This window comes from uncultured Pseudophaeobacter sp. (assembly GCA_905479575.1).
Taxonomy (GTDB): Bacteria; Pseudomonadota; Alphaproteobacteria; order Rhodobacterales; family Rhodobacteraceae; genus Pseudophaeobacter.
The window spans coordinates 22,579-48,179 of sequence record CAJQNB010000062.1; the positions used below are offsets into that span (position 1 = coordinate 22,579).

Annotated in this window: 17 protein-coding genes; 4 read left to right on the forward strand and 13 right to left on the reverse strand. The window is 59.9% G+C overall.

The window, feature by feature from the left end:
- Positions 1 to 83: 83 nt before the first annotated feature.
- From QZ268_RS15455 to QZ268_RS15465, 3 genes are all read left to right on the forward strand, one after another.
- Positions 84 to 2,093, forward strand: coding sequence for a BTAD domain-containing putative transcriptional regulator (locus QZ268_RS15455; protein ID WP_295454434.1), 2,010 nt, complete (start codon positions 84 to 86; stop codon positions 2,091 to 2,093).
- Positions 2,094 to 2,194: 101 nt separating this feature from the next.
- Positions 2,195 to 3,277, forward strand: a complete 1,083-nt coding sequence (locus QZ268_RS15460; protein ID WP_295454436.1) for a phosphatase PAP2 family protein — start codon at positions 2,195 to 2,197, stop codon at positions 3,275 to 3,277.
- A gap of 72 nt (positions 3,278 to 3,349) precedes the next feature.
- The gene (locus QZ268_RS15465; protein WP_295454437.1) at positions 3,350 to 4,327 is read left to right on the forward strand and encodes a C1 family peptidase; all 978 of its coding nucleotides are present in this window, start codon (positions 3,350 to 3,352) and stop codon (positions 4,325 to 4,327) included.
- A 16-nt stretch (positions 4,328 to 4,343) separates the two neighbouring features.
- On the opposite strand, the gene QZ268_RS15470 is transcribed toward QZ268_RS15465, so the two are convergent.
- The 5 genes from QZ268_RS15470 to QZ268_RS15490 all read right to left on the reverse strand — a co-directional run bounded on the left by QZ268_RS15470 (position 4,344) and on the right by QZ268_RS15490 (position 10,738).
- Positions 4,344 to 5,159: a DNA-binding domain-containing protein gene (locus QZ268_RS15470; RefSeq protein WP_295454439.1), complete on the reverse strand. Its 816-nt coding sequence runs from the start codon at positions 5,157 to 5,159 to the stop codon at positions 4,344 to 4,346.
- On the reverse strand, positions 5,156 to 6,109 hold the full coding sequence (locus QZ268_RS15475) for a DUF692 domain-containing protein (protein WP_295454441.1): 954 nt from the start codon (positions 6,107 to 6,109) through the stop codon (positions 5,156 to 5,158). The genes QZ268_RS15470 and QZ268_RS15475 overlap by 4 nt, the downstream gene beginning before the upstream one ends.
- Positions 6,106 to 6,717: a hypothetical protein gene (locus tag QZ268_RS15480; RefSeq protein ID WP_295454443.1), complete on the reverse strand. Its 612-nt coding sequence runs from the start codon at positions 6,715 to 6,717 to the stop codon at positions 6,106 to 6,108. Before QZ268_RS15480 ends, QZ268_RS15475 begins: the two co-directional genes overlap by 4 nt.
- A 97-nt stretch (positions 6,718 to 6,814) precedes the next feature.
- The gene (locus tag QZ268_RS15485) at positions 6,815 to 8,635 is read right to left on the reverse strand and encodes a ferritin-like domain-containing protein (RefSeq protein ID WP_295454444.1); all 1,821 of its coding nucleotides are present in this window, start codon (positions 8,633 to 8,635) and stop codon (positions 6,815 to 6,817) included.
- Positions 8,636 to 8,962: 327 nt separating this feature from the next.
- Positions 8,963 to 10,738 carry a carboxyl transferase domain-containing protein gene (locus QZ268_RS15490; RefSeq protein WP_295454445.1) on the reverse strand — a complete coding sequence of 592 codons (1,776 nt, stop codon included), beginning with the start codon at positions 10,736 to 10,738 and terminating at the stop codon, positions 8,963 to 8,965.
- A gap of 277 nt (positions 10,739 to 11,015) precedes the next feature.
- Here QZ268_RS15490 and QZ268_RS15495 point away from each other — a divergent pair, with 277 nt between their 5' ends.
- On the forward strand, positions 11,016 to 12,575 hold the full coding sequence (locus QZ268_RS15495; RefSeq protein WP_295454447.1) for a long-chain-fatty-acid--CoA ligase: 1,560 nt from the start codon (positions 11,016 to 11,018) through the stop codon (positions 12,573 to 12,575).
- Between the two features lie 140 nt (positions 12,576 to 12,715).
- Here the strand turns inward: QZ268_RS15495 and lanM are convergent, their stop codons facing one another.
- The 8 genes from lanM to QZ268_RS15535 form a co-directional block, all read right to left on the reverse strand.
- On the reverse strand, positions 12,716 to 15,934 hold the full coding sequence (lanM, locus tag QZ268_RS15500; protein WP_295454448.1) for a type 2 lanthipeptide synthetase LanM: 3,219 nt from the start codon (positions 15,932 to 15,934) through the stop codon (positions 12,716 to 12,718).
- The gene (locus QZ268_RS15505; RefSeq protein WP_295454450.1) at positions 15,931 to 16,791 is read right to left on the reverse strand and encodes a cupin-like domain-containing protein; all 861 of its coding nucleotides are present in this window, start codon (positions 16,789 to 16,791) and stop codon (positions 15,931 to 15,933) included. Before QZ268_RS15505 ends, lanM begins: the two co-directional genes overlap by 4 nt.
- Positions 16,785 to 17,747, reverse strand: coding sequence for a UPF0489 family protein (locus tag QZ268_RS15510; protein WP_295454452.1), 963 nt, complete (start codon positions 17,745 to 17,747; stop codon positions 16,785 to 16,787). Before QZ268_RS15510 ends, QZ268_RS15505 begins: the two co-directional genes overlap by 7 nt.
- A 2-nt stretch (positions 17,748 to 17,749) precedes the next feature.
- Positions 17,750 to 18,697: a GNAT family N-acetyltransferase gene (locus tag QZ268_RS15515; RefSeq protein WP_295454454.1), complete on the reverse strand. Its 948-nt coding sequence runs from the start codon at positions 18,695 to 18,697 to the stop codon at positions 17,750 to 17,752.
- Positions 18,698 to 18,802: 105 nt separating this feature from the next.
- On the reverse strand, positions 18,803 to 19,087 hold the full coding sequence (locus QZ268_RS15520; RefSeq protein ID WP_295454456.1) for a hypothetical protein: 285 nt from the start codon (positions 19,085 to 19,087) through the stop codon (positions 18,803 to 18,805).
- Positions 19,088 to 19,282: 195 nt separating this feature from the next.
- Positions 19,283 to 22,102, reverse strand: a complete 2,820-nt coding sequence (locus QZ268_RS15525; RefSeq protein WP_295454457.1) for an ATP-binding cassette domain-containing protein — start codon at positions 22,100 to 22,102, stop codon at positions 19,283 to 19,285.
- Positions 22,099 to 24,243 carry an NHLP family bacteriocin export ABC transporter peptidase/permease/ATPase subunit gene (locus QZ268_RS15530; RefSeq protein ID WP_295454459.1) on the reverse strand — a complete coding sequence of 715 codons (2,145 nt, stop codon included), beginning with the start codon at positions 24,241 to 24,243 and terminating at the stop codon, positions 22,099 to 22,101. Before QZ268_RS15530 ends, QZ268_RS15525 begins: the two co-directional genes overlap by 4 nt.
- A 3-nt stretch (positions 24,244 to 24,246) precedes the next feature.
- Positions 24,247 to 25,593: an NHLP bacteriocin system secretion protein gene (locus QZ268_RS15535; protein WP_295454461.1), complete on the reverse strand. Its 1,347-nt coding sequence runs from the start codon at positions 25,591 to 25,593 to the stop codon at positions 24,247 to 24,249.
- Between the last annotated feature and the right edge of the window lie 8 nt (positions 25,594 to 25,601).

The following is a 25,601-nucleotide window of genomic DNA, read 5'->3' on the forward strand; positions in this document are numbered from 1 at the left end:
TTTCCACGCTGGTCCTGTTGGTCTTCCCCGTGTTGTCTGCTGAAAGAACCTGTGATTAACTTTCTCCTTGGGGGAAGACCACAATGCAGCAGACCAAGTCAGGCCTTTATATTCGGACACTTGGCAGTCCCGGTGTCAGCTGGGCTGGCGAGCCAGTGTTTCAGGGAAAGAAAAAGGCCACCGCGCTATTGGTGTACTTGGCTCTGCAGCCGGAACAGCGCGCCCTGCGATCAAAGCTGGCCGAATTGCTCTGGGAAGGCAGCGAGGAGGGGCGCGCGCGCTCCTCGCTGCGCCAATGCCTGTCAGAAATCAGACGCGAAGCGCCTGACCTGATGGCGACCGCACTTGAGGTCAACACAACAGACATTGCGCTGCGGGCGGATTTTGTTTCGTCCGATATTGGCGATCTGATTGCGGCGCTGGCGCAGAAAATTCCGGGACAGCATCTGGAAGCTGGCGCCGAGTTTAGCGATCTTTTCCTGATGGGATTTGGCCATATTGGTCAGGGCTTTGAAAACTGGGCGCGCGAGTGCTGCCAAAGCTGCGAAACGCAATTGATTGCGCGCTTGTTTGATCTGATGGAGGCCCCCCAGACCCGCGCCGCCGAAGCCCTGCGCGCCGCCCGTATCATCTGCCGTCTCGACCCCCTGAACGAGGAAGCCAGCCGTTTTGCCATGCGCAGCTTGGCTGAGCGCGGCGAAACCGGGGCCTCTTTGCAGATCTATGGCCAGCTTTATGACCGCCTCGACGAGGCCCTGGCAATGGAGCCCTCAGCAGAGACCCAGGCGCTGGCGGTTGCGATCAAAAACGGTGATCTGCAGCACGCCAAGCCGAAGCCCCCACCGCCACAGCCGCGCGGTGTGTTCTCTGCGGCGTCATCCATCGCGCCAAACCGGGAGGGTCCGCCAAAACTGGCGATTTTTCCCTTTGTCGATCTGGGGCCTGTCCCCGTTGAGAGCTATTTCCTCCATGGGATCCTGGAGGATACCGTGTCACTGCTGGCACAGCTGCGCGAATTGCAGGTCTATTCCAGCAATACCACCCGGCAATTCCAGGGACTGCCCGGCGCCCCCGGCAGCCAGCCGCCAGAACTGGACGCCGACTATGTGGTGACCGGCAGCGTTCGCGGCGCAGGTGATCGGTTTCGCATCACAGTACAGCTGGTAGATACCCGTACGGGGCTGGTTGAATGGGCCAATACCTATGCCGCCCATGCCTCGGAACTGTTTGAAATGCAGACCGATATTGCCATCAACCTGACCCATCAACTGCTGCCCTCGGTCTCGGCGGCGGAACTGCGGCGCACCGAAGGCAGCCTGCCCGAAGACCTGTCGGCCTATCATCTGATGATCCGGGGGCGCGACATCGCCTTTCATCTTGATCCGGCCACCTTCACCACCGCCAAATCCCTGCTGGAAGAGGCCTGCGCCCGCGATCCCCGCTATGGCATAAGCCGGGTTGCCCTGACCGATTGGCACTCTGTTTTGCTTGGTCAAGGCTGGTCCAAGGACCCGAAAGCCGATGGCAAAGCTCTGCAAAATGCGACTGAAGAAGCGGTACGGCTCAGCGGTGAAAGTGGCCGTGCGCTGGCCCGCTATGCCCATAATCAGACGGTGCTGTTTGGCTATGCGGAACAGGCGATCGAGATATGTGGTAAGGCTTTGCGCAACGCCCCCAATGATGCCGAGGCGCTTTTGTGGTCCTCCCCGACGCTGACCTTTTCTGGTCAGCCAGAGCAGGGTATCAACAACGCCCGCACCGCCATTCACCTGTCGCCCTGTGACCCCTATCTGTTCAGATCAGAGCATTTTCTCAGCATCGCCCATTTTGCCGCCGGCAACTACGCCGAGGCCGTGGCCGCAGGGCGGCGTGCCCAAAGGCTGAACCCCAATTATACCTCCAACCTGCGCATGACCGCTGTGGCCCTGGCCGAAACCGGAGATCTGGCGGAGGCCGGCAAGATTGCGTCTGAGATCAAACGGTTGGATCCCGGCTTTCGCATTGGCCAATTCCTGAAAAAGCAACCTTTCCAGGATCAAGCCACCGGCCAGAGATACGCCGCCCGCCTGCGCGAGATTGGCCTGCAAGACTAACCGATCTCACGGGCTCTTCACGCCAGGCTGACGCAGTGCTTTCCAAAGTTAATCTGGTCGGGCGTTCTATTCTAGAACCAGGGGCCGGAGTGGAGGGTAACATGACACATGGATATCGCGATGGCGCAGTTGACGGGGCCGTAGACGGCGCAGTGGATGGGGCTGTTGACGGGGCGGTAGATGGCGCTGTTGCCGCCGGTTCTTTCGCCCCTTATCGCTCTGCAGGAAAAGCTGCCGGGCTGCCCTTCAACGAGCCTCTGGGGCGCAAAGGGGGCGTGCCTTTTAGCTATCTCGGGGGGCAGGAATTCCCCGCCGATGCCTGGTCGCCGCAGCTCGAAGTCAAGCTGATCCTGCAGCGGTTTGCCAAAACTGGCTGGGACGAAGGCGATAGTGCCATTCAGGTGGATAACCCTGATGACGGCGATCTGGCCTTGCGCCGCGAAGTGCATGATCTGATTGCCATGCGCAACAACCACAGGGCCCATCGCGCCGCAGAAATCGTAGCGCAGGTCGCCAATAGCGAGGCCTATTGGTCAAACATGTTGATGATGGGGGCAGGCAACCGGCCCGCGACACAGAAATTGATCATGCTGGCAATGCAGGCCGGACAGATGGTTGCGCTTCACTTCAAACATAAGATTGGCCGCGCCCGCCCGGTGCAGGTCTGCCCAGCGCTGATGCCCCTGGTCCCAACCCCGCCGCATGCCTCCTATCCCAGCGGCCATGCCACTCAGATGACCCTGATTGCGACGATGATTGCCGCTTTGTTTGACGACGGCGAAACGCATGCCATGGCCCGCTATGCCGCTGCACTGGCGCAGCGCATTTCCGAAAACCGCGAAATCGCCGGGGTGCATTTTCGCAGCGATACCCGGGCTGGGCAGCAATTGGCAAAGGACACTTTTCACGGTTTCCTCAAGGAGATGCCGGAGGTCAAAGCCCTGCTCGCCGAGGCCCGCGCAGAGTGGTCCGGGATCGCCTGCAGCTTTGCCCCTGATCCTGAGACCCTCCCGGATCTGGAGGGCGGCACCTCCTTGAGCCGCAGGGTATCCAACGCTGTGGCCAGCAGGCTGGCCAATGACCTGCCCGATCTGATTGCAGCGGCCCTGAACAGCGACAGCGAGGCTAAAAAAGCGGAACGCCCAGACAAGCCATTCAAGGACCAGAAAAAGAAATCCCCTTGATCCCAGCCATGGCCCGGCTCGGCCTGCTTTGCCCCCGATCCTCTCCCCGTTCCCCCGCTCATGGAGGCTGCCATGCCTGATTTTCCAACGCCCTTGGGACGCTTTTTTGCTGGGTTCACCCCCCCTGGGTCTCTGGACCAGCTGTTTCGCGCGCCTGGATATGCCGAATGGGTCCATCGTTGTGCCCACCTTGGAGCAAGCAGCGCTGAAAGCGCCCTGCGGGCGCAGGTGATTGATCTCGAAGCAGGTATGTCACCCCACTGGGATCCCCGGGATCAGCGCCCGCGCGGGACCTGCACCGCCTTTGCCGTCGCAGCCTGTGTCGATATCCTGCAGGCCCGGCGGGGGGAACAGCCGGTCCTGCATTCGCCGGAATATCTGTATTGGCACATGCGTGCGGCCATTACCGCCGAGGAAGCCGCGGTTCTGCCGGACTATGCCAGGGGCGCCACCAAATTGAAGCAGGCGCATAAGGTGCTCGCCGCCCGTGGAATATGTACCGAGGCCCTGACCCCCTACCAGACCAGCGACCTGCAGAACGGGCTGTTTTCTAAACACGCCCCCCCTGAGGCCGCCGAAGCGGATGCCGCAACCCGGCGGTTTTGCACGGTAAAATATGAGGATTTTGAAAACGGCCCTGTTGCTGAAACCACAGCAGACAGTATCCTGCAAGAGCTGAGCCAAGGGCGCCCGGTGGCGCTGGGCCTGCCGGTGTTCAAGCTGAAGAACTCCCACAAAAACAACTGGACCTACAACGGCGCATTGAACTCTGGCATTGTATTTGACCCGGTGGCCCGCCCGGACCTGGTGGACCGTGAGGTGCGGGTTTCAGGCCATTGCGTCTGTGTGACCGGTTTTCAGCCCGGACCAGAAGAGCTAGGGGGCGGCTGGTTCATTTTCCGCAACAGCTGGAATGGCGATTTTGGAAAATACCCGGGCGACCCGCTGGCGGGCTATCCAGGGGTTGGACGCCGGGGCAATGGCGCGGTCAGTTTGGACTATGTGAACGGCTATACCGTGGAATATCTGAGCCTGATCCCGGCTGACTAACCGGGAGGGGCAACCCCTAGGCCCATCTGCGATCCAGGAAAAACCCCGCTGTGATCCAGCCATCGCGTATCTCGGCGGCGTCTTTCCACGCCTGTTCAACCCTGTCCGGGGGCTGCCCAAGCTGCTGCGCCACTGTCGCCAGAGCTGTCTGCACCGTTCCGCCCTGGCACATCGCGTGCAAGAACACAAAATGGCCAAAGCTCACCGGGATGGTATGGGTGACATAGTCCTTGCGCAGAACCGCCAGATAAACCTGCTCCCGCTGCGGCGGCTGCGGCGCGCGCCCCTGACGAACCGCGTGATAATACGTCCCGACAGGAAACCCATAGGACGCGACCGACAGGCTGGGTTGCACCACAAGCGCGGCGTCTGGCGTCGCCAGCTCTGCCAGGTGCAGATCCTCTGCTCCGGCGCAGTCAAAGGTGGAAAAAACCTGCCGCTCAAACCGGGTGAGGTCGATAATGAAATCCACCCAAAGCTCGGGCACGGGGGCACCAAGATCGGGGCGATTGGCCTGCAAAAAACCTGCAAACCGGCGACCTTGATCATACAGAGTATAGCTTTCGGGCGGGTCCTGGCGAATGTATTCGGCAACAAAATCATTGAACAACCCCTCCCCCAAGGCATAGCACAGCGCCGGAAACTGATCGCGCATACAGGCAGCGATCCGCAGGTTGTAACTGTTTTGATAGATCTCCAGGGCCGCCGCAGCCGACAGCCTGGATGTGGACTGCACCCGGTCCTCTATTTCCTGGGGCGGCGTCTGTTGCGGTTGTAGCAACGCCCCCTGCATCCACTTTTGCAGGTCCAGCAGTTCAGGCGGGGCGCTCACCCCTCTTCCAGCTCTACTGCTCCGTCCATAACATCCGGCACCAGGAAACTGACTGGGTTGGACACCGCCCGGGTTTCAGCCACCGGAGCAGGCCCGCCGGTCAGAGACGCAAAACCGCCATTCATATAGGCTTTGGCCTTGAGCAACTCCCCATGGCAGACCTCAAAGGCGGGAATATTGCCGTCCCACTCCAACAAGGTAGAGGCCCCATTGCTGCGCTGCCAGGCCAAGGCAAACAGCGCCCAGACCTCCGGGCGCACTGGTTGGTCATGGGTATCAATCAAATGGCTGCCACAATCCGTATGACCCGCCAGATGCATCTGCACCACACGGGCCCAGGGGAAGCTGTCAAAGTAGTCCACCGGGTCGCTTTCGGCGTTGAAGCAGCTCACAAAGACGTTGTTGACGTCCAAAAGCAATCCGCAGTCGGTGCGGTCACAGAGGGCACGCAGGAATTCAGGCTCGGACAGAGTATTTTCGCGGAAATTCAGATAGGTAGAGGGGTTTTCCAGGATCAATGGACGCCCCAGCACCTCTTGCACCCGGTGCACACGGGCGGCGATATGGTCCAGCGTTGCCTCGGTCAGCGGAACCGGCAGCAAATCATGCGAGTTCAATCCCATGACGCCGGTCCAGCACAGGTGATCACTGATCCACTGTGGCTGCACCTCTTGTGCCAGATGTTTCAGCCGCTGGAGGTAGTCCATGTTCAAAGGATCACTGCTGCCAATTGACAGCGACACCCCATGCAGCACCACCGGATAACGCTCGGCCACTTTGCGGATCACCTGACGCGGACGCCCACCGGAATCCATAAAGTTCTCCGAGATGGCCTCGAACCAGTCGACCTCCGGCCAAGTGGTCAGGATATGGTCAAAATGGGTGTTGCGCAGCCCCAGCCCCAGGCCAAGCCTGGGCAGTTTTGCGATCTCTGTTGGCGGTTTTGTCACGAACAACTGCCTCCCCCCGACAGCCCGCTGGCGCCACAGGCGGCAAAGCTGTTGCAGTTTTCCGTGATCCAGGATTCCGTCGGGCCGGTGTCGCTAAACGGCGCTGGTGCCGCCCCGAGCTTTTCACCCGATTGCTTTTGCGCATAGGCTTCCTCAAACACCTGGCGGGCCCGGGTCCAGACGCTCATCCCCTTGTGGTCACCTTCGGTGATAAAGCGTTCGGCATTGATCGGGGCCGCACAAGACCCCATCGAGCGGCAGTCGTTCTGGCCGGGTTGGTCCATATCGGGCCCCCAACCATACAGCCCACAGCCGCCCTGATTGGCGCAGTTGTTATTGGTATGGCAGGAATGGATTTCGGTGGTGGCGCAAAACCCCTGCCCGGCACAGCTGTTTGGATTATTGCCATTGGGCCCATGAATGCCGTAGCGATCCTGCCCCTTGCAGGAATTCAGCCCCAGACAGGCGTGCAGTTCAGCGCCTTGCGGCAATTCCAGCGGCGCCCCCGCTTTGCCATAGGGAGTGTCTTTCCAGTTAAAGGGCGGGGGCACCACTGCTGGCAGATCGGTCTGCGATGTCTTGGCGTTGCTGTGCTTGGTCTCAGACATGGGTTTGTCCTTTCGGCATCTTTAAGTGGCGTAACGGCCAGTTCATTTGCAGCTTTTCAGGCCGGAACCGACCTGAACTGCAGGTGCAGATTGCGACCTAGGTCTGTGGCCAATAGGCGCTGACATCAGGCAGGTGCATACCCTCGCCATCAGCGGATGTTTTGTTGATGGTCAGGGCCACCAGCGGCGCCACCGACCCGTTGAGCGCACTATTGCCCGCCGTCGCAAGCAGCGCCTCGGCGCCAAGCTGCGCCAGATTGGCAAAGGCCTCCTGGCGTGCGCCCAGCCCCTGCCCCGCCGGACCAAAGCCAAGGTTATCAAAACTGGGCGCCAATGCGACGGTCCGACCATCCGTCAAGGTCACCTCATAGCCACGCATCAGGGCGATGAATTTATCCAGAATCCAGATCATCGAGCGATGCAACGCGATGTTGAAAAAGTACTTTTGATGGGGAACAGTTCCATCTTTTGAAACCTTGTCAGCCCCCGGCTGGTCCGGCGCGACATAGTTCGGTTCGATCTTGTAGATGGTTTCGGACAGGATCAGCATGTACTGGAACAAGCCACTACAAAAATCATTCAGCGCCGTTGCGATCGGATCATGGGCATAGTCCGCGCGCGTCGGATTGGCCGGGTAGTCAAACAGCAGCTCTTTGGCTTTGAGCCCCTCCGCGCTCCATTTATTCGCCTTGCCCTGCACCGCTTCCGACAGCCACTGCAGGTCGATCTGTTCTTCCATCCAGGGCGGCAGGCTTTCCAGGCTGTGCGAGAAATCCTCAAACTGCATCTGCAACTCAAGAAACTTGTCAAAATGGCTCTGCTCTGCCTGCGAGGCCGGGTCATCCCAGTTTGCCTCGCTACCACCGGGTTTGGCGGAATATCCCTCGCCCTGCTCACAAATTGTTTCCAGCGCCAGCATGACATCCTGGCGACTGGAAATCGTCATCAGCTCAAAAGCACCAGAAACCGTATGCCCCTTGTGGTCCTCAACCGGGCGCACCGGCGCATCAGAACTATCCGCCGCATCGGCATAGACAGTGACCTCTGCGGCACCGGGCAGCCCCGCTGGACAGCCCGAGCCGCCCCCCGGAGCAGTCGGCGCCGGTCTGGAAGGATCAAAGGCCTGTTTGGGATAGATGGTGTCGATATTGTTCGGCGCGTAGTTATAGGGCTGGATTTGCTGCTTGGGATCTCCGGCCTGAAAATCCCCATCGTCAAAATAGGCAGAGGCCACAATGCAGCGAATAAAGGAATAGAACTGGCCAATCGAATTCCAGTTCTGATCCATCGGCCAGCCGTGTTCATTCAAAAACGCCAAGGCCTCCTTGCCGGGCATCTGGGACAGCTCCCGCACCAGATCCGGCAAAGCCTCGGCCGGGATTTCACTAAAGAACGGGTTATGGGGATATTCGATCTGCAGGAAGTGCCACAGCTGGGCGGAGCAGAAAGGCCGCAGCGGGATCCCGCCCTTGGACTGTGGGTCCGGGCCTTCTGGCACCACCGGATTATGATGCGGCAACAGCGCAGGATAGCTTTGCGGTGCCGCTTGGTAAAGCTGCGGCGGCTGGCCTGTCAAAGCAAAATAAATGTTGCTGGACAAAGACATGTGCAGCATCTCTTCGACAGCAACCGACATGATGACGCCGCCCGCCTCATTGGCAAAAATCTGCGCGGCCTCCAGGTCTTTGCCCTGTAGCTTGGTCCGATTGATCGAGTAATAGGTGTACAAATACAGCGGAATAGTTGCCAGCTCGACCTGAATGGCGGCCTGCAGGTCCGCGATCAACCGCGCCTTTAGCGTGTCCTTATCCCCCAGCACCCCTGCATTGATGATGGCAACCATCATGACCTCTGCCTGCGACAAATCAAACGCTTCGTGCATGTCCTGCACGTGTTTCAAACTCGCATCTACATCCATTTGGGTGCCCCAATTTATCAAACAATGAGTTGGCTCTGACGGCTGCGCCGCGCACGACGTTGTGCAATGGGTGCACAGTTCCACCTGAGGTAGAGTTAGTCAAATATTTTCGCACACGTTTTGAGTGATAACATACCTCCCCCCATTGCAAAAACTCTGGCCCCTGCGCCGCCCATTTTGGCCGGGACATGTCTGGCCTCAGCAGTGGCGATCTGGGGTTTGGGGAAGTCGGCTGATCAGAGGGCGGCGCTGGCCAGAAAGCAAAGAGCCCGATGCCGCCCAGCTGAGTCAGCTTTTGCGCGAAGTCGCGCGTGGTCTCATCGTGCCTTACCAGGCATCGACATAGCGATCACTGGGGATAGTGGGACCTGACGCCGCGATAACCCGCGCGATTTCCTCACGCGTCAGGGCAGGATCAATCACCGCGTCGAATTCCAGCAGGCTCGCAGCGTTCAGGGCTGAACCGTTTTTGTACAGCTCTGCAACCAGACGCTGGTATTCTGCCTCGCGCGCCACCGGATCCGAAATTGCGGCCAGGTGGTCGCGGTGGCCCAGCTTTACCGCGCCCTCCAACCCCATGGCGCCCACCTCGCCCGTGGGCCATGCGCAACAATAATGCGGCCGGTCAAAGCCGCCGCCCGCCATCGCCATCGCCCCCAGGCCATAGGCCTTGCGCAGAATGACGGTCACCAGGGGTTGGCCAAAATGTGCGCCAGCAAGGAACAGGCGCGAGATATGCGCCACCTGCCCGGTCTCTTCGATCGCTGGCCCCACCATAAATCCCGGTGTGTCGCAGAGCGTCACAACCGGCAGCCCCCAAGCGTCGCAAAGTTGCAAGAACCGCGCGCCCTTGTCCCCTGCGGGCGCATCAATGGCGCCGCCAAGATGCAGCGGATTATTTGCCAAAATCCCATAGGCTTGCCCCTTGATACGCACAAACCCGGTGATCATGCCCTGACCAAAATCCCGGCGCAGTTCCAGGAAACTGTCCGCATCGGCCAGCGCCTCAATGGCCTGGCGCATGTCATAGGCGCGGCTGCGATCGGCGGGCACAACGCTGCGCAGGGGGATGACAGGCGCGATTTCTTGCGGGCAGGCTTTTGCAGCCGACAACCCCAATAGCGCCTTTGCAGCGGCGACCGCCCCAGCCTCGTCCTGGCGCAACAGGTCGATGACACCATTGGCCTTTTGCGTTTCAGAGGGACCAATCTCCTGTGGCTTTACACTGCCCAAACCGCCGCCTTCGATCATCGCCGGGCCACCCATGCCGATCCAACTGTTGTCGGTGGCAATTCGGACATTACACAGGCCAAACATGGCTGCATTCCCGGCAAAGCACATCCCGGCGGCGATGCCGATCTTGGGGCCCCGATGGGCGGCAAAGTTGCGAAAGGAGGGCACGTTCAACCCGGCCACCACCAGCGGCGCCACATCGTAGTCATTGGGACGCCCGCCGCCACCTTCTGCAAAGAGCACGATAGGCAGATCGTCCCGCCCAGCGCGTTCAATCAAGCGGTCCATCTTGCGGTGGTGATTGTAGCCCTGGGTACCAGCAAGCACCATGTAATCAACCGCCATTGCCGCAACAGCGCGCCCGTTCACCGTGCCTGTACCGCAAATGATCCCATCCCCCTGGGTGCGCGATTGCAAATCCGCCAGGGGGCGTTTTGTACGCTGTGCAGCCACGGCCAGGGCTCCGTATTCAGTAAAGGACCCTGGATCGAACAGATCCTCGATATTTTCGCGCGCTGTACGGCCGCCGTTTTGCTGACGCTTGGCAACCGCCTGTGATCTGCTGCTATCCGCAAGCCCCGCCATGCGTGCCTCAAACTCGGAAAACTCCAGCCGCAGCCCTTGCTCCTGCTGCTTCACCTGCAAAGAAACCTCGCCCGGCTCCAGGCTCACCAGCGGTTCGCCACCGCGCAGTTCATCCCCTGGTGACACATGCAGTGCCGTCACCACGCCGCTTTCATCGGCGCGGATTTCGTGCTGCATTTTCATCAGCTCGGTCACAAGCAAAACAGTGCCTGCGGCAATCTCATCCCCGAGCCCCACGCGAATTTCAGAAACGATGGCCGGGTTTTCAGCTTTGATGGTTTTCACGTCAGTCCTCTTAGATTTTGGCCTCTTTGGTTGTGGCCAACTGGGGTTCACCTCTGGGATTTCTGGCCTTTTTGGCTTTGCCCCCGCATTTCTGTTGCGCTGGGTTTGGCCCCAGCATGCGCCAGTTCCGGCGCCCTGTGCAAAGGACGTCCCGTCACATCAAAATCAGGATTATCCAATCAGCTAAAAGCGTTGACTTGCGCGGCGGCGATGATCACCTTTGGCGGAAATCCTAGGGTCCGCCCTTCCACGTCACAGCAAACTGAGAGGTCGCACCATGCAGATCACCTCCATGATCAAACGCGCCGCCCAGATCAATCCCAATGGGATTGCAACCATATTCCAGGACCGTCAGCAAAGCTGGAGCCAGATGCTGGACCGTGTTGCCCGCCTGGCCGGCGCCCTGCAGGAGCTGGGGATGAAACCTGGCGACCGGGTGGCTTTGGTCTCGCTGAACTCGGATCGGTTCATCGAATATTATTTCGCCGTGGTCTGGGGCGGCGGCGCCATGATGCCGATGAACATTCGCTGGAGCGCCGCCGAATGCGCCTATGCGCTGAACGACGCCGGGGCCGAAATTCTGATCTGCGATGACGCGTTCAAGGATCTTGCCACCGAGGTAAAGCCGCAGGTTACCGGGCTAAAGACGCTGATCTACGCCGGAGACGGCGCAACGCCAGAGGGTATGGAAAACTACGAAGACCTGCTCACCGCCGCTGCGCCTGCCGCTGATCTGGAGCGCAGCGGTGATGATCTGGCAGGCGTTTTTTACACCGGGGGCACAACCGGTTTCCCCAAAGGTGTGATGCTGTCCCACACAAATTTCTATGTCGGGGCCGTCTCAAATGCCCATGACATCAACATGCACGACAGGACAGTCTATCTGCATGCTGCACCGATGTTCCACATTGCCGATCTGCTGTGGTTCAGTGCCATCACCCTGATGGCGGGGACCCATGTCATTATCCCCATGTTCACCCCCGAGGGTACTCTGAAAGCGATTGAACAACACCGCCCAGACCAGACCCTGCTGGTGCCGGTGATGTTGCAGATGGTTCTGCAAAGCGACAGGCTGGCGCAGACGGATATCTCCTCTTTGCGCCAGATCGCCTATGGCGCCTCTCCCATTACCGAGGCGGTCCTGAAAGACGCCTTTGTGAAATTCCCCAATGTCTCGTTTTTGCAGGCCTTTGGCCAAACCGAGCTGAGCCCGGTCGCGACCATTTTGCCCGCCGAATACCATGTGCTGGACGGCCCCAAAGCAGGTAAGCTGCGCTCTGCGGGTCGTGCCACGCGGGTGTGCGAGATCCGCATTGTGGATGACCACAACCAAGAGGTCGCGCGCGGCGATGTTGGTCAGATTGCGGTCAAGGGGCCGACAACCATGCTCGGCTATTGGAACAAGCCAGAGGTGACCGCAGAAACCATCATTGATGGCTGGGTCATGACCGGGGATGCTGGCTATATGGACGAAGACGGCTTTGTCTTTTTGGTCGACAGGGTGAAGGATATGATCGTCTCAGGCGGCGAAAACGTCTATTCTGCCGAAGTCGAGAATGCTCTGGGCCAGCACCCCGCCGTCGCCACCAGTGCGGTCATCGGCATTCCCAGCGATCAATGGGGTGAAAGCGTGCATGCTCTTGTCATCCTGCACCCTGACGCAACCGTCACCACCGAAGAGTTGCAGGCCCACTGTCACCAGCTGATCGCCGGATACAAATGCCCGCGTAGCATCGAATACCGAACAGATCCCTTCCCCCTGTCTGGTGCAAACAAAGTGCTGAAAACCGAGTTGCGCAAACCCTACTGGCAAGGAAAGCAACGTCAGATCTCGTAACCGCGCCTTGGCACGGGTCCCGGCCTGCATCTTGTTTCACAGCGAAAACCAAGGCCGGGATCTACGCGCACCCTTCGCGAAACGGCAGGGATGCGGTGGAGCACTGGGAAATCAATATAATTTCAAGGCGCTCAGCGCCCCTAGGAATAGGCAAATATATCGGGCAACCCTTGATCAACCTCGCAACGCAGCAGTTGGTAGCCAATTCCGGCGGTGCCTTGGAAAAAGCCAGGCAATGCTCCCCCCTGGGGCCAGCCAAACTCCAAATCTGCGCTGGCCGCCCGGCCCCATAACCGGCGACTGGCACGACCGGCATCCGCAGCCCACTCCGGGCGTCCGCAGACGTCGGCGCTGCGCTGCAGGATAGAAACCCGGGCCGCCTCTCCAAAACACAGATCATCCAGCGCGAGCCCAGAGTGACTGCCGAGCGCCACCATCTGCCGTTCAAGCCAGCTGCGCAAATCCAAATCCTCTGCACCAGGGACGCTCAGCGCTTCTTGCACGGCAATGCAAAGCCCTATGCGGCCGGTTTTCCAGCTTAGATCCTCCTGCAGTGCCTGATCCTGACGCAAAGCAAAACTGAGACCGCGACGGCCATAGCCCCAAAGCTGCGTATCCTGCAGGTGGCGTGCAGCGCGCATGAGAACTGTTGCGACCCCTGCGCTGCCATGGGCAAAACCATACACCCCGGGGCCATAGGGCGACGGCCAATAGACCCCGCCCGCCTGATCAGGAACCGCCGCCGTGACAATCCGCGCCGCACAATCTTCAAGCGTGCGCTGCACCCGGGCATCGCCGGGGTAATGCTGGTCCAGCGCCAAACATGCGTTCACATATCCCGACAGGCCGGCAGAGAGACCGTAGTCCGCTTTGGTGATGCTGTGTGTACCGCTGCTGCGGTGGGCCTCAACCCTATAGAAGATATCCCGTGCCACATCGGCCAGATGATCTTGACCGCTGATCCGCGCAAGCTGCACCAGGCCATAGATCGCCGACCCCACCCCGGTGCCGCACCCCAGCCCCGGTGCCATCAGCATACGCACCGTCGCCGCCCTGCCTGCGCTCTCAAGCAGGTTTGAAATCCCGCTGAGCCCTGCCTGCAAATAATCTTTGTTGCCGCTCTGTCGGGTCAGCGCCGCTAGGAACAAGGCAATGCCAAGCGCGCCATCAAACACCCGCTCGCGCAGGGGAGACAGACGCCAGGCGCCGATGCTTTCCTTATACACTGGCGCATGCCAGGCAAGCGACCCCTGCGTGCCGCGAATGGCCTGCGCCAAAAGATCATCGCCCAGGCGGCCCAGCACCACGCCCAAAGGAGGATCAGCAACAACCGGCCTGCTGGTTTCGACGCTCTGTTGCGGCCTATGTCGCGCCCAGGCAGAACACTCCGGCCCCGTCCGTTGCTGACAGGCAAAACTTGTGAGGATCTGTTGCCTATGCAGCGCCAGGTCTTTGTCACCCAGCCGGTCAATCCGCGCCTTTAGGTTCTCCATGGCAGAGGCTGGAAACACATCGCGAACCTCAGTTTTACATGGCAGTTGGATGGCGCGGCCATTGGCGCCGGCGTGCAGCACCGGCACGTCCATATTCATCAGTTGGGCAAGCTCGCTTTTGACAACGGGAACCAGGCTATCCGCCGTGGCCGGGTCCTGCAAAAGCGATTGAAACAGGCTCTCCATGGACAGCTGCGCGGCAATGCCATTGCGCAGATTGGCCGGCGCACACAGGCGGGTCAGCCGCTCGCTATAGGCACGGCTCTGCCGCAACACCACCCGGGCGCGCAGGGACTGTAGCTTTTGAACCAGCGCATCAGGCAGCTCCGGCGCGCTGCGCAGCGCGTGGTAGGCATCTGAAAACCCTTGCAAGATATCATCAACATGGTCTGCAGACTGCACAATCCTGCCATCATGGCGCACCAGATTTTCCATGCGCCGCTCAACCGGTGTGATCTTGCGCACCAGCCGCATCAGGTCCGAATTCCGGTGCATAACCACCAGGTCTGGCGTTTGTTTTTCGGGACCCCCTGCCCCCCCCAAAGCACTGATGTCGACCCGCTGCCCCTCAAAGGCGTCATTCCACTCCGGCAGCATCGAGCTCCGCAAAACGGTCTCAAATACCATGGCACGCACAGCGGCAACACCTGCTGGGGTCTGATCAACGCTGGGTGCTGGCCAATTGGTCATCAGACATTCCTGATCAATGATGACCGGCACCGGCCCCGCTGCAATCAGGTTATCACGGTGAATGTCTGCGCCCCCCAACAGGTACTGGCCAAACAACAGATGCCCGCTAGCGCGAAAGAAGGACGCAACCTCTGCCGCATCACCGCAGGCCGCAGATACGGTTTCCCTGCTCCAGCCATATAGACCACGATCCAGGTTTTCCCCAGTGGTGGGCGCGGGAAGGCCAAGCAGCCCGGCCAGATGTGCCTGGAAGGCTTCAAACACCAGCTCTGGCTGCAGCGATTTTGGTTTGTAAAACACCGCCGGCCCGGCCTGCGGCACCAGTTTCACACAAACCTGGCCACCCAGATGCGGATCAGAGCCCGCCAACTCCAACCGGACGGGCCCAACAAATCCAAACGCCTGCTTCAGCAGTGGCAGGTCGGCCACCAGACGGTCACGCAATGTGCGGGTAAATGCGATCCCATGTTGCAGAACCGTAGCCAGAAACCGCGCAAGCACGGGGTATTTCTGAAAAAGCCCCAGCAAACCCGCCCCGTCCTGAAGGGAGGCGACAAAGGCGTCATAAGCGTGATGCGCGCCCGGCAGCACCATGGTCCCAGCCAACCGCGGGTGGCGAAAGATTTGAAATTCCGCCGTCAAGGCCTGCACGGACACATCGCATAGACGGCTGAGCAAGGCGTCCTGCAGCACCGTAGGGGTGTCGCAGCCCAGCGCCTTGGAGATATCCTCATAGACGGTTTGTAAATGCTGCGTCGCGTAGTCGGAAAAACCTACCAGAACCTCGGCAAAAGGATGGGCCGAATGAGCAGCAGGGGCTGGGCTGGCCCCTGCATCAGGGCGGGGATTAGCCAACACATCAAGCAACCGCTCCGCCCACTCCGGCCACTGACTGCGCGGCATGGCTGGAGGATCGCCCAGATAGGTCTCCAGCCGCGCCGGGGTAAGCCCTGACCACGCCAGACGTTTGTCGAAGTCTGCCGGATCGCCCTGACCACAGATCTGCCGCCAGTTCTGGACCATTTCGGCCTGCTGGTGCTGTGGCCAGTGCTGGTCCAGCGCTACGGGGTTTGCCAACCGCTCTTCCAGGGTCTGGGCGCGGGCGGCGATTTTTGCCACCTGCTGCACCAGGTCCACAGCCCTGTCGCAAACCGCTGCAGGCTGGGCTGCGGTCATGGGGTCAGCTGCGCCTTTAGCGCCGGAACAAGACGCGCCTTTGCCTGCCAGACATCTGGCTGAGTATAGATGGTACGGAAAAATGCAGCGCTGTTGGTGGCGTTGAAAAAGTTCCCGGTGAGGCTGATCGAGGCCTCAAGCGCCACTACGGCATGAGCCCACCCCATTGGAATAATGAGTGTCTCGCCCGGTTCAAGCACCACCTGAAAATCCGGTGCATCCCCCTGCGCCGAATGGCCCGGCGTCCAGAGATCAAACCGTTTGCGCCCACAAATCTGGGTGTTCCAGGCATGGGTGTTCAGCGTGTCCAGATGCCGGGGCGTATAGGTTCCGGCCGGGCCGATGAACAGCCAGGAAAACCCGCGCAGCGCCCACTGCGCCATCAGCGCCTCGCTGGAACCCTCAGCGGCGTCAATCTCGCTGGCCTCCGGCATCCAGTTCTCTACCGTCTCAGAGACATCAAAATCGGCGGATAACTCCGGATGATCCACAAAAGGCGACCAATAGGGGGAATACCAGGGGGTTTCGACCTGCTGCCCTGGTAAAAGATCAACCGAAGGGTCGCGCACGTAGTCCAGATAGCGGCCAAAGCCGACCTTGTGGAGATTCTTTGAACCCAGGTAATCAGTCACAATGACCCGCTCATCGCCATAGGTTTTTGCAAAAAAGTCAAAGCTCCAGCGCTCCATCGCGGGCCAGCCATCGGTCAACCCCGTCAGCAGTACAGGCTGGGTGCTGCCCTGGCTGAGGAAGGCGCGGTTCAATTCAGAGGCCAAAACCCGCGTGCGTCGCGCGATCGTTGCTCCCTGCGCGCCTGCCTCTGGCTCCTGCGGGCTGGGTAAAGCGGCACTCACCATAGGTCAGATCCTTCCAGAAGTGTGCAGGGATAAACCGAGGCCAGCATGTCCTTTACCCGGGCCTCGATGAATTCGCATTGGTCGCGGGGGGTAAATCCGCTGATCTGTGAACGGGCGATCAGGATCAAGGCCGGGGCCTGCGTCTGGCGTGACAACATCGCCCCCAGCCTGTCGATCTCGACCTCAATCTCTGCGGTGTTGCGCACCAGCGGATCAGAGCTCCGGGGCGGCAGCATGTCATATTCCAGCCAGTAGCCCTGTTCATCGTGACGGGCCTCAACCCGGTGCGAGGGCGACAGGCGCAGCGGGTGGTGGCGGTTGGTGGAGACCTGTTCGTAGGTGTCCCGGGTGACGCTGATGCGAAAGCCATTGTCCGGCATGCTGTTGCAAGAGAAGTAATCCAGATCAATGCCCAACACCCAGGGGGCGGCCTCCGGGCCCGGCCGGTCGGGCATCTGGGCCTCGGTATCAACAAAATGCAACGTCATCGACTTGCGGTCGTCATTGCCCACGCCACTGGCCTCAGGACGCTGCGCCAGGGTGATCATCTCGCGCCGTTGCTCATCCATGGTGGCGATCCACAGGTACTTACTGGGCAGGGCTGAATGAGGTCGCCCCCCCGCAATGGCAGCCTTGGGCGCCAGCCAGAACATCTCATCCAGCAGCCCCAGATAAACCCCAGCCCAGATAAAGCTGGCGATGGAGATTTCGGTCTCTACCAGGTCTTTGATAGCCGCAACCGTCAGCGGCGTGTCGCCAATCGCCCGGCTGAGCTGGGGCACCACCAGATCCTGATGTTGATCCACATGCAAAAGGCGCGCAGGTGCGTTGCCCAGCAGGGAATTCTCGCGCGCCCAGGCCAGCGCAATCAGGGCCTCGTTGTGCTCTTCAAACCCGATCACCGGGATGGGGGGGGGCCTGTCTGTCTGCTGTAAAGGTGTCGTATGGTGCGCCATGGTCAGCATAGATCCTTTGCCACAAGATAGCTTTGATAGGAGCTGTCGATATAGGGCGCGATCCGACGCCTGTAGACAGTCATCATGGCCGTGTTGCGCTCATCCACATCAAAAAGAACCGTCGGATGGCTTTGGTGCAGGCTGCTGTTGACGTGACGCCCCAGGGCCGCTGCCATGATCCAGGCGCCATTGCCCCGAAAGGCGGTCTCGGCATGGCAGAAACTGCGGCTAAACCGGATGCTGCCTGGCCGCTGAGGTACAAAATGGCAGGCCAGCCAGCCCACCACACGCCCATCTGCGGCACGCAGGCCCAGACTGACCGGGGCGATATTGCCCTCATCCCAGAACGGGGAGACCTCCTGCGGGTAGCGCCCAGCTGCTATTTCGGCCTCGACAAAGGCGCGGTCCGCTGGCGTCAGGTCGCTCCAGTCAAAGGCGATGGCATTGCGCGGTCCCCGGCTCAGCACCCGCTGCGCCCAGGCCTGTTGCAACACCTGCTGCGGCGCCGTTTCTGCAAACAGTATTCGGGGTGCCGGCTCCGACCAGCCTGTACTGCGCAGCAAGGCTTTTAATGCTGTAACCTGGGGCATCCGGGACACAAACGACAGGCAAGCCCGTTTGGCCCCCTGTATTTCGGCTTGTTTCAGAGCCCGTTCCAGAAGCGCCCTGGCGATGCCCCTGCGGCGAAACTCGGGGGCTACAGCCAGCGACAAAACCGTGGCGTTGGGCTGATCGATCTCAACCAGAATGGCGCCCAGAACCCGCCGCGTTGCACTGTCACCCTGCGCCACAGCCGCCAATCGGATGCGTGCTGGATCTGTCCCGTTCAGGTGATTTCTATAATGCGGAAAAACCACCGAAGCCGCCGATTGGGCCAGCCACGGATCCATGGGGTGAATACAATAGGGCGGACAGGGCGACACTGCAGGCGTGGAAAACGGGACTGTCACAGAACGACCCTCAGGAAAAATCTGGGCCGGGCCTCAGCAAGAGGCGCGGCGCGTGATCCGGCCGGGAGCTGACGCGGCCAGCCGGAGCGCTTGATCAGTCGCGGATTACATAATGGTAACGGTACAGCTGCGACCACCACCAGCGACAGCTTCCAGATCCGCATCGGACAGATCTTCGCTCACCGGGTCGGGCAGGACCAGGGTCAGATCAGCCCCCTCATTTGCCACCAGACGCAGATTAAAGCCTTCAGGCAGCGCCTTGCCGGACACGGTTTTGATTGCCGCAGCAGGATCTGCAAGGGCGCTTTGGTAAAAGTTCGCATCGCTTGCGCAGCGCTCCAACAAAGCGGAAATGGCAGTGTGTTGGTCTTCTTCGGTCCAAGTCGACATAATACGTTCCTTACGTGAAGTTTAAAAAAGACCCCTGCCCTAAGGCGGCATGACAAATATGCCCACTGGAGCAAAAGGCGCGGTTGTATTGTGGGGAGACGATAAAATGAAAAGGGTTAATTAGTTTCAAAGGCGCCATTGCAATGCCCGCTTTTTAAGGGCTGCCGCAGTGTTAGTTCCTGCAGGCCGCTAAAATCAGACAAGCTGGCGCTGTGCCAGGGCGGCAAATTTGCCATCCTGCGCCATCAGGCTGTCATAGTCGCCAACCTCGACCACCTTGCCATGATCCAGCACGATGATCTTGTCGGCTTTCACCACCGTGGACAGCCGATGCGCCACAACAATGCGCGTCGCCGTCATCCCGTCCAGCGTTTCTGTCACAATGGCCTGTGTCCGGTTGTCCAAAGCACTTGTCGCTTCATCCAACAACAAAACCTTGGGATTTGCTGCGATGGCCCGCGCCAGCATGATGCGCTGCACCTGGCCACCAGACAGACCACCGGAGGATTCAACGACCCCGGTTTGCAGCCCCATGGGCATCTGCTGAATGTCGTCTGCCAGTCCTACCTGACGAATGGCCCGGCTCACCTGCTCCATCGGCATGCCAAAATTGGTGCCGACAATATTGTCATAGATCGAGCCCGGCAGCAGTTTGGCATCCTGCATGACCACCCCAAACTGGCGGCGCATCAGGCGTTTGTCGATCACTCGCAAATCGATTTGGTCCAGGCTGACAGATCCCGACTTTGGCGTCTCAAACCCCATGAGCAACCGCAGCAGGGTCGATTTTCCGCAGCCCGAGTCCCCAACCAGCGCCACATAATCACCCGCCTTGATTGTCAGGCTCAGCCCATCCAGGATCATCGGCCCCTGGTCTTTGTAGGCAAAGCGCACATTGGTGAGCGAAAACGCCCCCTGCAGCGCGCCGGGGTCGGTGCCGCCCTGACTGTTTTCCGGGATCTCCTGCAGAATGGGGGCTGCAAAATCATAGATCGGTTTAAAGCTGGCAAGCTGCGTCGCCGTGCGGGTCAACTGGCCTAAGCCCTTCATAAAGCTGGCAAAACATGTCAAAAAACTGACCAGACTGGCGGTGGAGAGCGCACTGTCACTCCCGCGTTGTCCAATCACCACAAAAACCGTCAATGTGGCCGTTGCCAGGAACGATCCGCTAAAGGTTTCCATCAGCGCCGCCATGCGTTTTTCCCGGTAGGCCGCCGATTGTTGCAGCTGAAAAGCCTGTGTCCAGCGCTCAAACGCCGGCGCCTCGGCAGCAGCAAAACGCAGTTTTTCAATGCCCTGCGCAATATCCATCATGCGCGCAATAACCGGGCCGCTGGTCAGGATCTGACTGCGGGCGGCGGCTGTCTCGGCCCGGCCCAGCAAGGCGGCAATGGCGATAAAAACCGCCGCCGCCCCGAGCGCGGGCAGGACAAGTCCGGGGGCAAAATGAAACATAAGGCCAAAGCTCAGAAACGAAAACAGGCCCGACAGGACACCGGTGATCATGCCATTGGTCACCAGACGCTCCAATCGGCTGATCGCCAGGGCGCGCTGGGTCAGCTCACCCGATGCGTACCTGCGAAAGAACCCGGTGGGCAGGCGCAAAATCCGGTCCATGACCGATCCCTGGATCCAAAGCGTCGCACGGGTTTCAATCCTAGCAGCCGCAATCTGGGAGATAATGCCGATGGCAAATTGCACCATCGCCACCAGCGCAAGGATCACGCCTAGCTGCACCAACAGAGCCTGACTTTGCTGCGGGATGATTTGCCCAACCAGAATGCCCGCACCAATTGGCAGAACAAGCGCCAGCAGGCTCATGGCCAGGCTCACCCCAAAGACAGTCCAAAGATCCGAGGCGCAGATGCGAAACACCCGCGCGATCAAGCCCCAGCCATTGACCGGCTGATCTGGAAGCGGCCAATAAAGGAACAACCCCTGCCCCTCCCATTGGGCTGCCATCTCGGGACGAAACTGCCGTTTGTCCCCATTGGCATCCATCACCACATAGGATCTGTTTTCGCGCATGAGGGTGAAAACCTGGCCAGCCTCATCAAAGACAACAAAGTCACCGGAATCCTTGCGCCACCAGTGTCCCGTCAGCGTGATTGTGCGGTAGCGGATATTGTTGGCATCGCACAGGGCGCAGATATAATCCCGCCCGGCCAGATCTTTGCCAGGCTCAAACGCAGTCAGGTCATGCCCTGCCCGCCGGGCCAAATGCGCGATCTGGGCAAAGCCAGCCGCCATCTGGGCAGGGCTGTGTCCCTGCCGAACTGTGGGAGATTTGGCCGACAAGGACGCGGTCAGCCGCCCAAAAGCACGATCCAGACGCGCCGTATCCTGAGCAACCTGCTGCACCCGCCGCTGGACCTGGGCCTCCGCTCTGCTTTGCATCCCGTCGGCAATGGTCTGGGCAAGGTGCCCATTGGCCGCTGCAATGGTGGCAGTGGCCACCGGCTGCGCCAAGAGCGCCTCGGTATCACGGACGAACACAGTGCCTGAATTGCCATCCTGCTCCGGGCTGCCATCTTGTGGGAAATGCGGTCTCGGCAGCGCCTCTGCGCAATCAATGTCTTTGACCCATGTAATGCCCTGCGTCATCGCAGGGTGATCTGGCTGCGTGCCCTGCGGGGCGTAGCCCGGCGCAATCGCGTTGAGACGCGCCAACCAGATATCAAGGTTCAGCGCGTGCAGCAGTCTTTGCTCGGCATCCGCATCCGGGGCGCAATAGTCAGACAGCTCTACCCGGCACAGCTGCAGATCGCCGCGCGCCCGGCCAAACAGGCGCTCCCTGCTGCCGTCCAGACCAAGAATAACCTCGCCTTCAACCAGCTCCGCTATGGCCTGTGACTGGTCCCCGCAGCCAAGATAGACATCCATGCGCCCGCTTTTGATCAGAAAACACCGGTTTGCCCCCTGCAAAGAGATCTGCGCGCCGTCGCCGCAGGCCACCATATCCTGATCATCCGCCTGCAATAAGCGCTGTGCAGCGGGGTTGGGCTGCGCGCTCATGCGGCGATCATCCTCTGATAGGGACCCTCCACATCACGCAGACCTTGGTGGGTACCCCGTTGCACCACGCTGCCATGATCCATCACCAGTATCTGATCGCAATCACGAATGGTCGACAACCTGTGGGCCACGATCACACAGGTGATCCCCAGCCGGGCAATATTCTGCATTACCTTTGCCTCGACAATGGGATCGAGCGCACTTGTGGCCTCATCCAGAACCAGGATGGAGCCATCCCGCGCTAGCGCCCGGGCGATCTCGAGCCGCTGGCGTTGGCCGCCGCTCATGTTGCGCCCGCCTTCTTCCACCTGCGTGTCATAACCGTTTTCCGTGCCGGCAATGAAATCATGGATTTCAGCCGCCTGGGCCGCTGCAGTCACCTGATCGTCGGAAATGGTTTCATCCCACAGGCGGATGTTGTCGCGAAAGCTGCCTTCAAACAACACGATGTTCTGGTCAACAACGGCAAGGGAGTTTCGCAAGACCGCACGCGGCAGATCTTCGATTGATGTCCCGTCAAAATCGATGCTGCCGGACCAGGTGGAATAGGCGCCGGTAATCAGTTTGGCCAAGGTCGATTTTCCACTGCCGGACCCACCAACAAGGGCAACACGTTGCCCCGGCGCCACCGCAAGATCGAGATTTTCGATCAAAGGCGGGGACAAGCGGCTGTAGCCAAAGCTGACATCCGACAATGAGATAGCGCCGTTTAACCGCGATGCGCCCGCAGGCTCCGCCGGGTTGCGCCGCTGGGAAAATTCACTGGCCTCCGGGTGGTCGGTAATATCCCTGAGCTGGTTCAACGGACCCTGCAATTGCTGCAGCTCCTGCACGTTGCTCATCAGCCCCTGAAAGGGCCTGTCCATCGCCGCAAGCAAGGCCTGAAACGCCACCAGCGACCCCACTGTCAGCTCCCCGGCCATGACCTCAAGCCCGCCGATCACCAGCGTCAGGGCCTTGCCAAAGAAAGACACAAATCCCGGCGTGACCTGCAGCACCGATTGCCGAAGGGTCAGCTCAGCCTGTCCGTTCACTACATTGGCGTGGGTGCCGGCCCAGCCTTCAAAATATTTAGCTTCGGTGCCCGAGGACTTGATGCTTTCGATGGTCTGCACCCCGACCATGGTCTTGCCGGTGAGTTTCATAAACTCGATCATCGTCTTGATCGAAAGCTGATCCATACGCTGCTGCACCACCCAGATCAGCAGCCCACTGCCCAGAACCAACAGGCCCACCACCGCCGCCATCTGAAGGCTATAAAGCGCCATCACTGCGAGGAAAAAGATCAGGGTGGTCCCCTCCAGCACGGTCGAAAGCAGAGTTTTGCCAGCCAGTTGCGCAATCCGTGCGGCCATCTGGCCCCGCCCGGCCAGCGCCCCGGAAAACCGTTGCTGAAAGAACGGAAGCGGCAACCGCAGCAAACGCCAGGCAAGCTTGGCGTTCAACGACAGGGCCAGTTTTGTTTCCAGCTTGGCGCTCAGCAAACTGCGCAGGGCCATCAGCCCGGACTGAAGGGCAATCACCGCCAGCATCATAACCGCAAACCAGAACAGCCAGTCGTCCTGCCCACCCATCAGAATGTCGTCGACAAAGGCCTTGCTGAAGGCGGGAATAGCCAGACCGGGCACAATCAATGTCATCCCACAGAGCAGGATAAGCTGGGTGGCTGTGCGATCCCATTGCAGATAGCCGATCAGCGAAGACAGCTTGCCTGGGGGGCCTGCCTGGCGTTCAAACGCCTCCCCCGGTTCAAGCAACAGGGTGATGCCCGTGAACATCTCATCAAAGGCATCTTGGTCGACAATGCGCCGCCCGGCAGCGGGATCATTGATGCGATACCGCCGCGCCGAGACCGCTTCCAGAACCACAAAATGGTTCATATTCACAAAGATGATCGCAGGCAGGGGAATTTCGGCCAGGCGCGGCAGTTCAAGCCGTTTGGCGCTGGCCGTCAGGCCATGGCGGCGCGCCCCCTTCAGCACATTGGCCGCCGTGGCCCCATCCCGGGAGACGCCACATTCAATCCGCAAATCCTCAAGCGGAATGTGACGGCCATGATAGGCCAAAACCATGGCGAGCGAGGCTGCGCCACATTCCTCGGCTTCGATTTGCAGGATTGTGGGTGTTTTGACCCCTTTCATGGCTCAGCCCTCAAGCCGAGACATGGGCTGCGGCGGCGCGGCAACCACCGGGGTAGGGGCGATACTGTCCACGGCGGGCAGGATTTCATCCAGTTTGGGGAACACAAAGCTGGCGATCCGCTTTCGGTCAACCACAAAACTGGCCTCTGTCAAAGTGCCGGGATGGATCACGAAGGCCGGCCCTTCGCCGCTGGACCAGGCAAGCCCGCTGGCCGTGCTTGGGTCAGGTTGAAGGCGCACCAACACTTCGCGAACCGGCCCATTGGCCAATAGCGCCGTAACCAATTCTGGGTTCTGCACACGCTTTAGCAATTGCGCCTGCGTCGCTGGCAGGACCGAGGCCTCAATGATCTGACCCTGAATAAACCCATCGCGTTCCAGTTCTACGGATGCAGGCACCACCTGAACCGCTGCCCCGGTTTCCAGCCTTGCTGCCTGGCTGGCATCCACATAGAGCACGGCCAGCAAAGCCGGTGCCTCTGGCTGGTCGCTGGCGACGGGAGCCGCGTCCGGCAGGATTTCAAAGAGAATTTCATTGGCGCTGACCTGATCACCGATGCTTTTGGTGCTTTCCGTCACAATGCCTGCCGCCAGGGCGTGGATCTCGACACTGCGCTGATAATCCGCCTGCAGGTCTTTCAGTTTTTCACGCTCTATTTCGGCTTGGTTTTCTTGCGCGGTGACATTGGCTGTCGATTTATGGATATCTGCCAGAACTGTCGTGCGGGTGGACGAAAAATCGTATTGCGCGGCGCTGAGGCTTTGACGGGCGTCTTCCAGGCTCTGCAGGGTCTCCAGCAGTTTCTGTTCGACAATCAAGCCCTTGTCAAAAAGCACCTGTCGCTCTTGTTTGAGTTTGGCCAATCGCGCAATTCGATCGCGCAAATTACTGGCCTGATCCTGGTGAAAGGCCGCAGCATCAGCAAGCTCCGTCCGGAGCGATGTCACAAATTTCTGGTGTGCCTTGCGCGTTTGCGCCAGCATGGTTTCACGCCGGGCCAAAGCGGCCTTGCCCTGCGCAATGGCTTCTTGCATCTGGAAATTTTCCAGGCGCGTCAGTAAATCCCCCTCCTGCACCCGTTCTCCGACCCTGGCCAGTTGCCCGACCACGATACCAGCCCCCTGGGCGCGCGCTGTGACGATCTCCCCCTCTGTCAACAGAATGCCGCTGCCAACAACCTTGACCGGGGCTGTCGCAACCAGCGCCCAAAGCAGAAAAGCAAAAACGCTTGCCACAAGCAGCAGCGAGGCCAGCCAACCAAGCGGCGGCACCACGGTCAACATCGCGTCCAATTGCTCAGGCGACCGCGCCTTTTTGAGGGCGGACTTTCTAATCTTGTCCGATAACATGTCTGGCC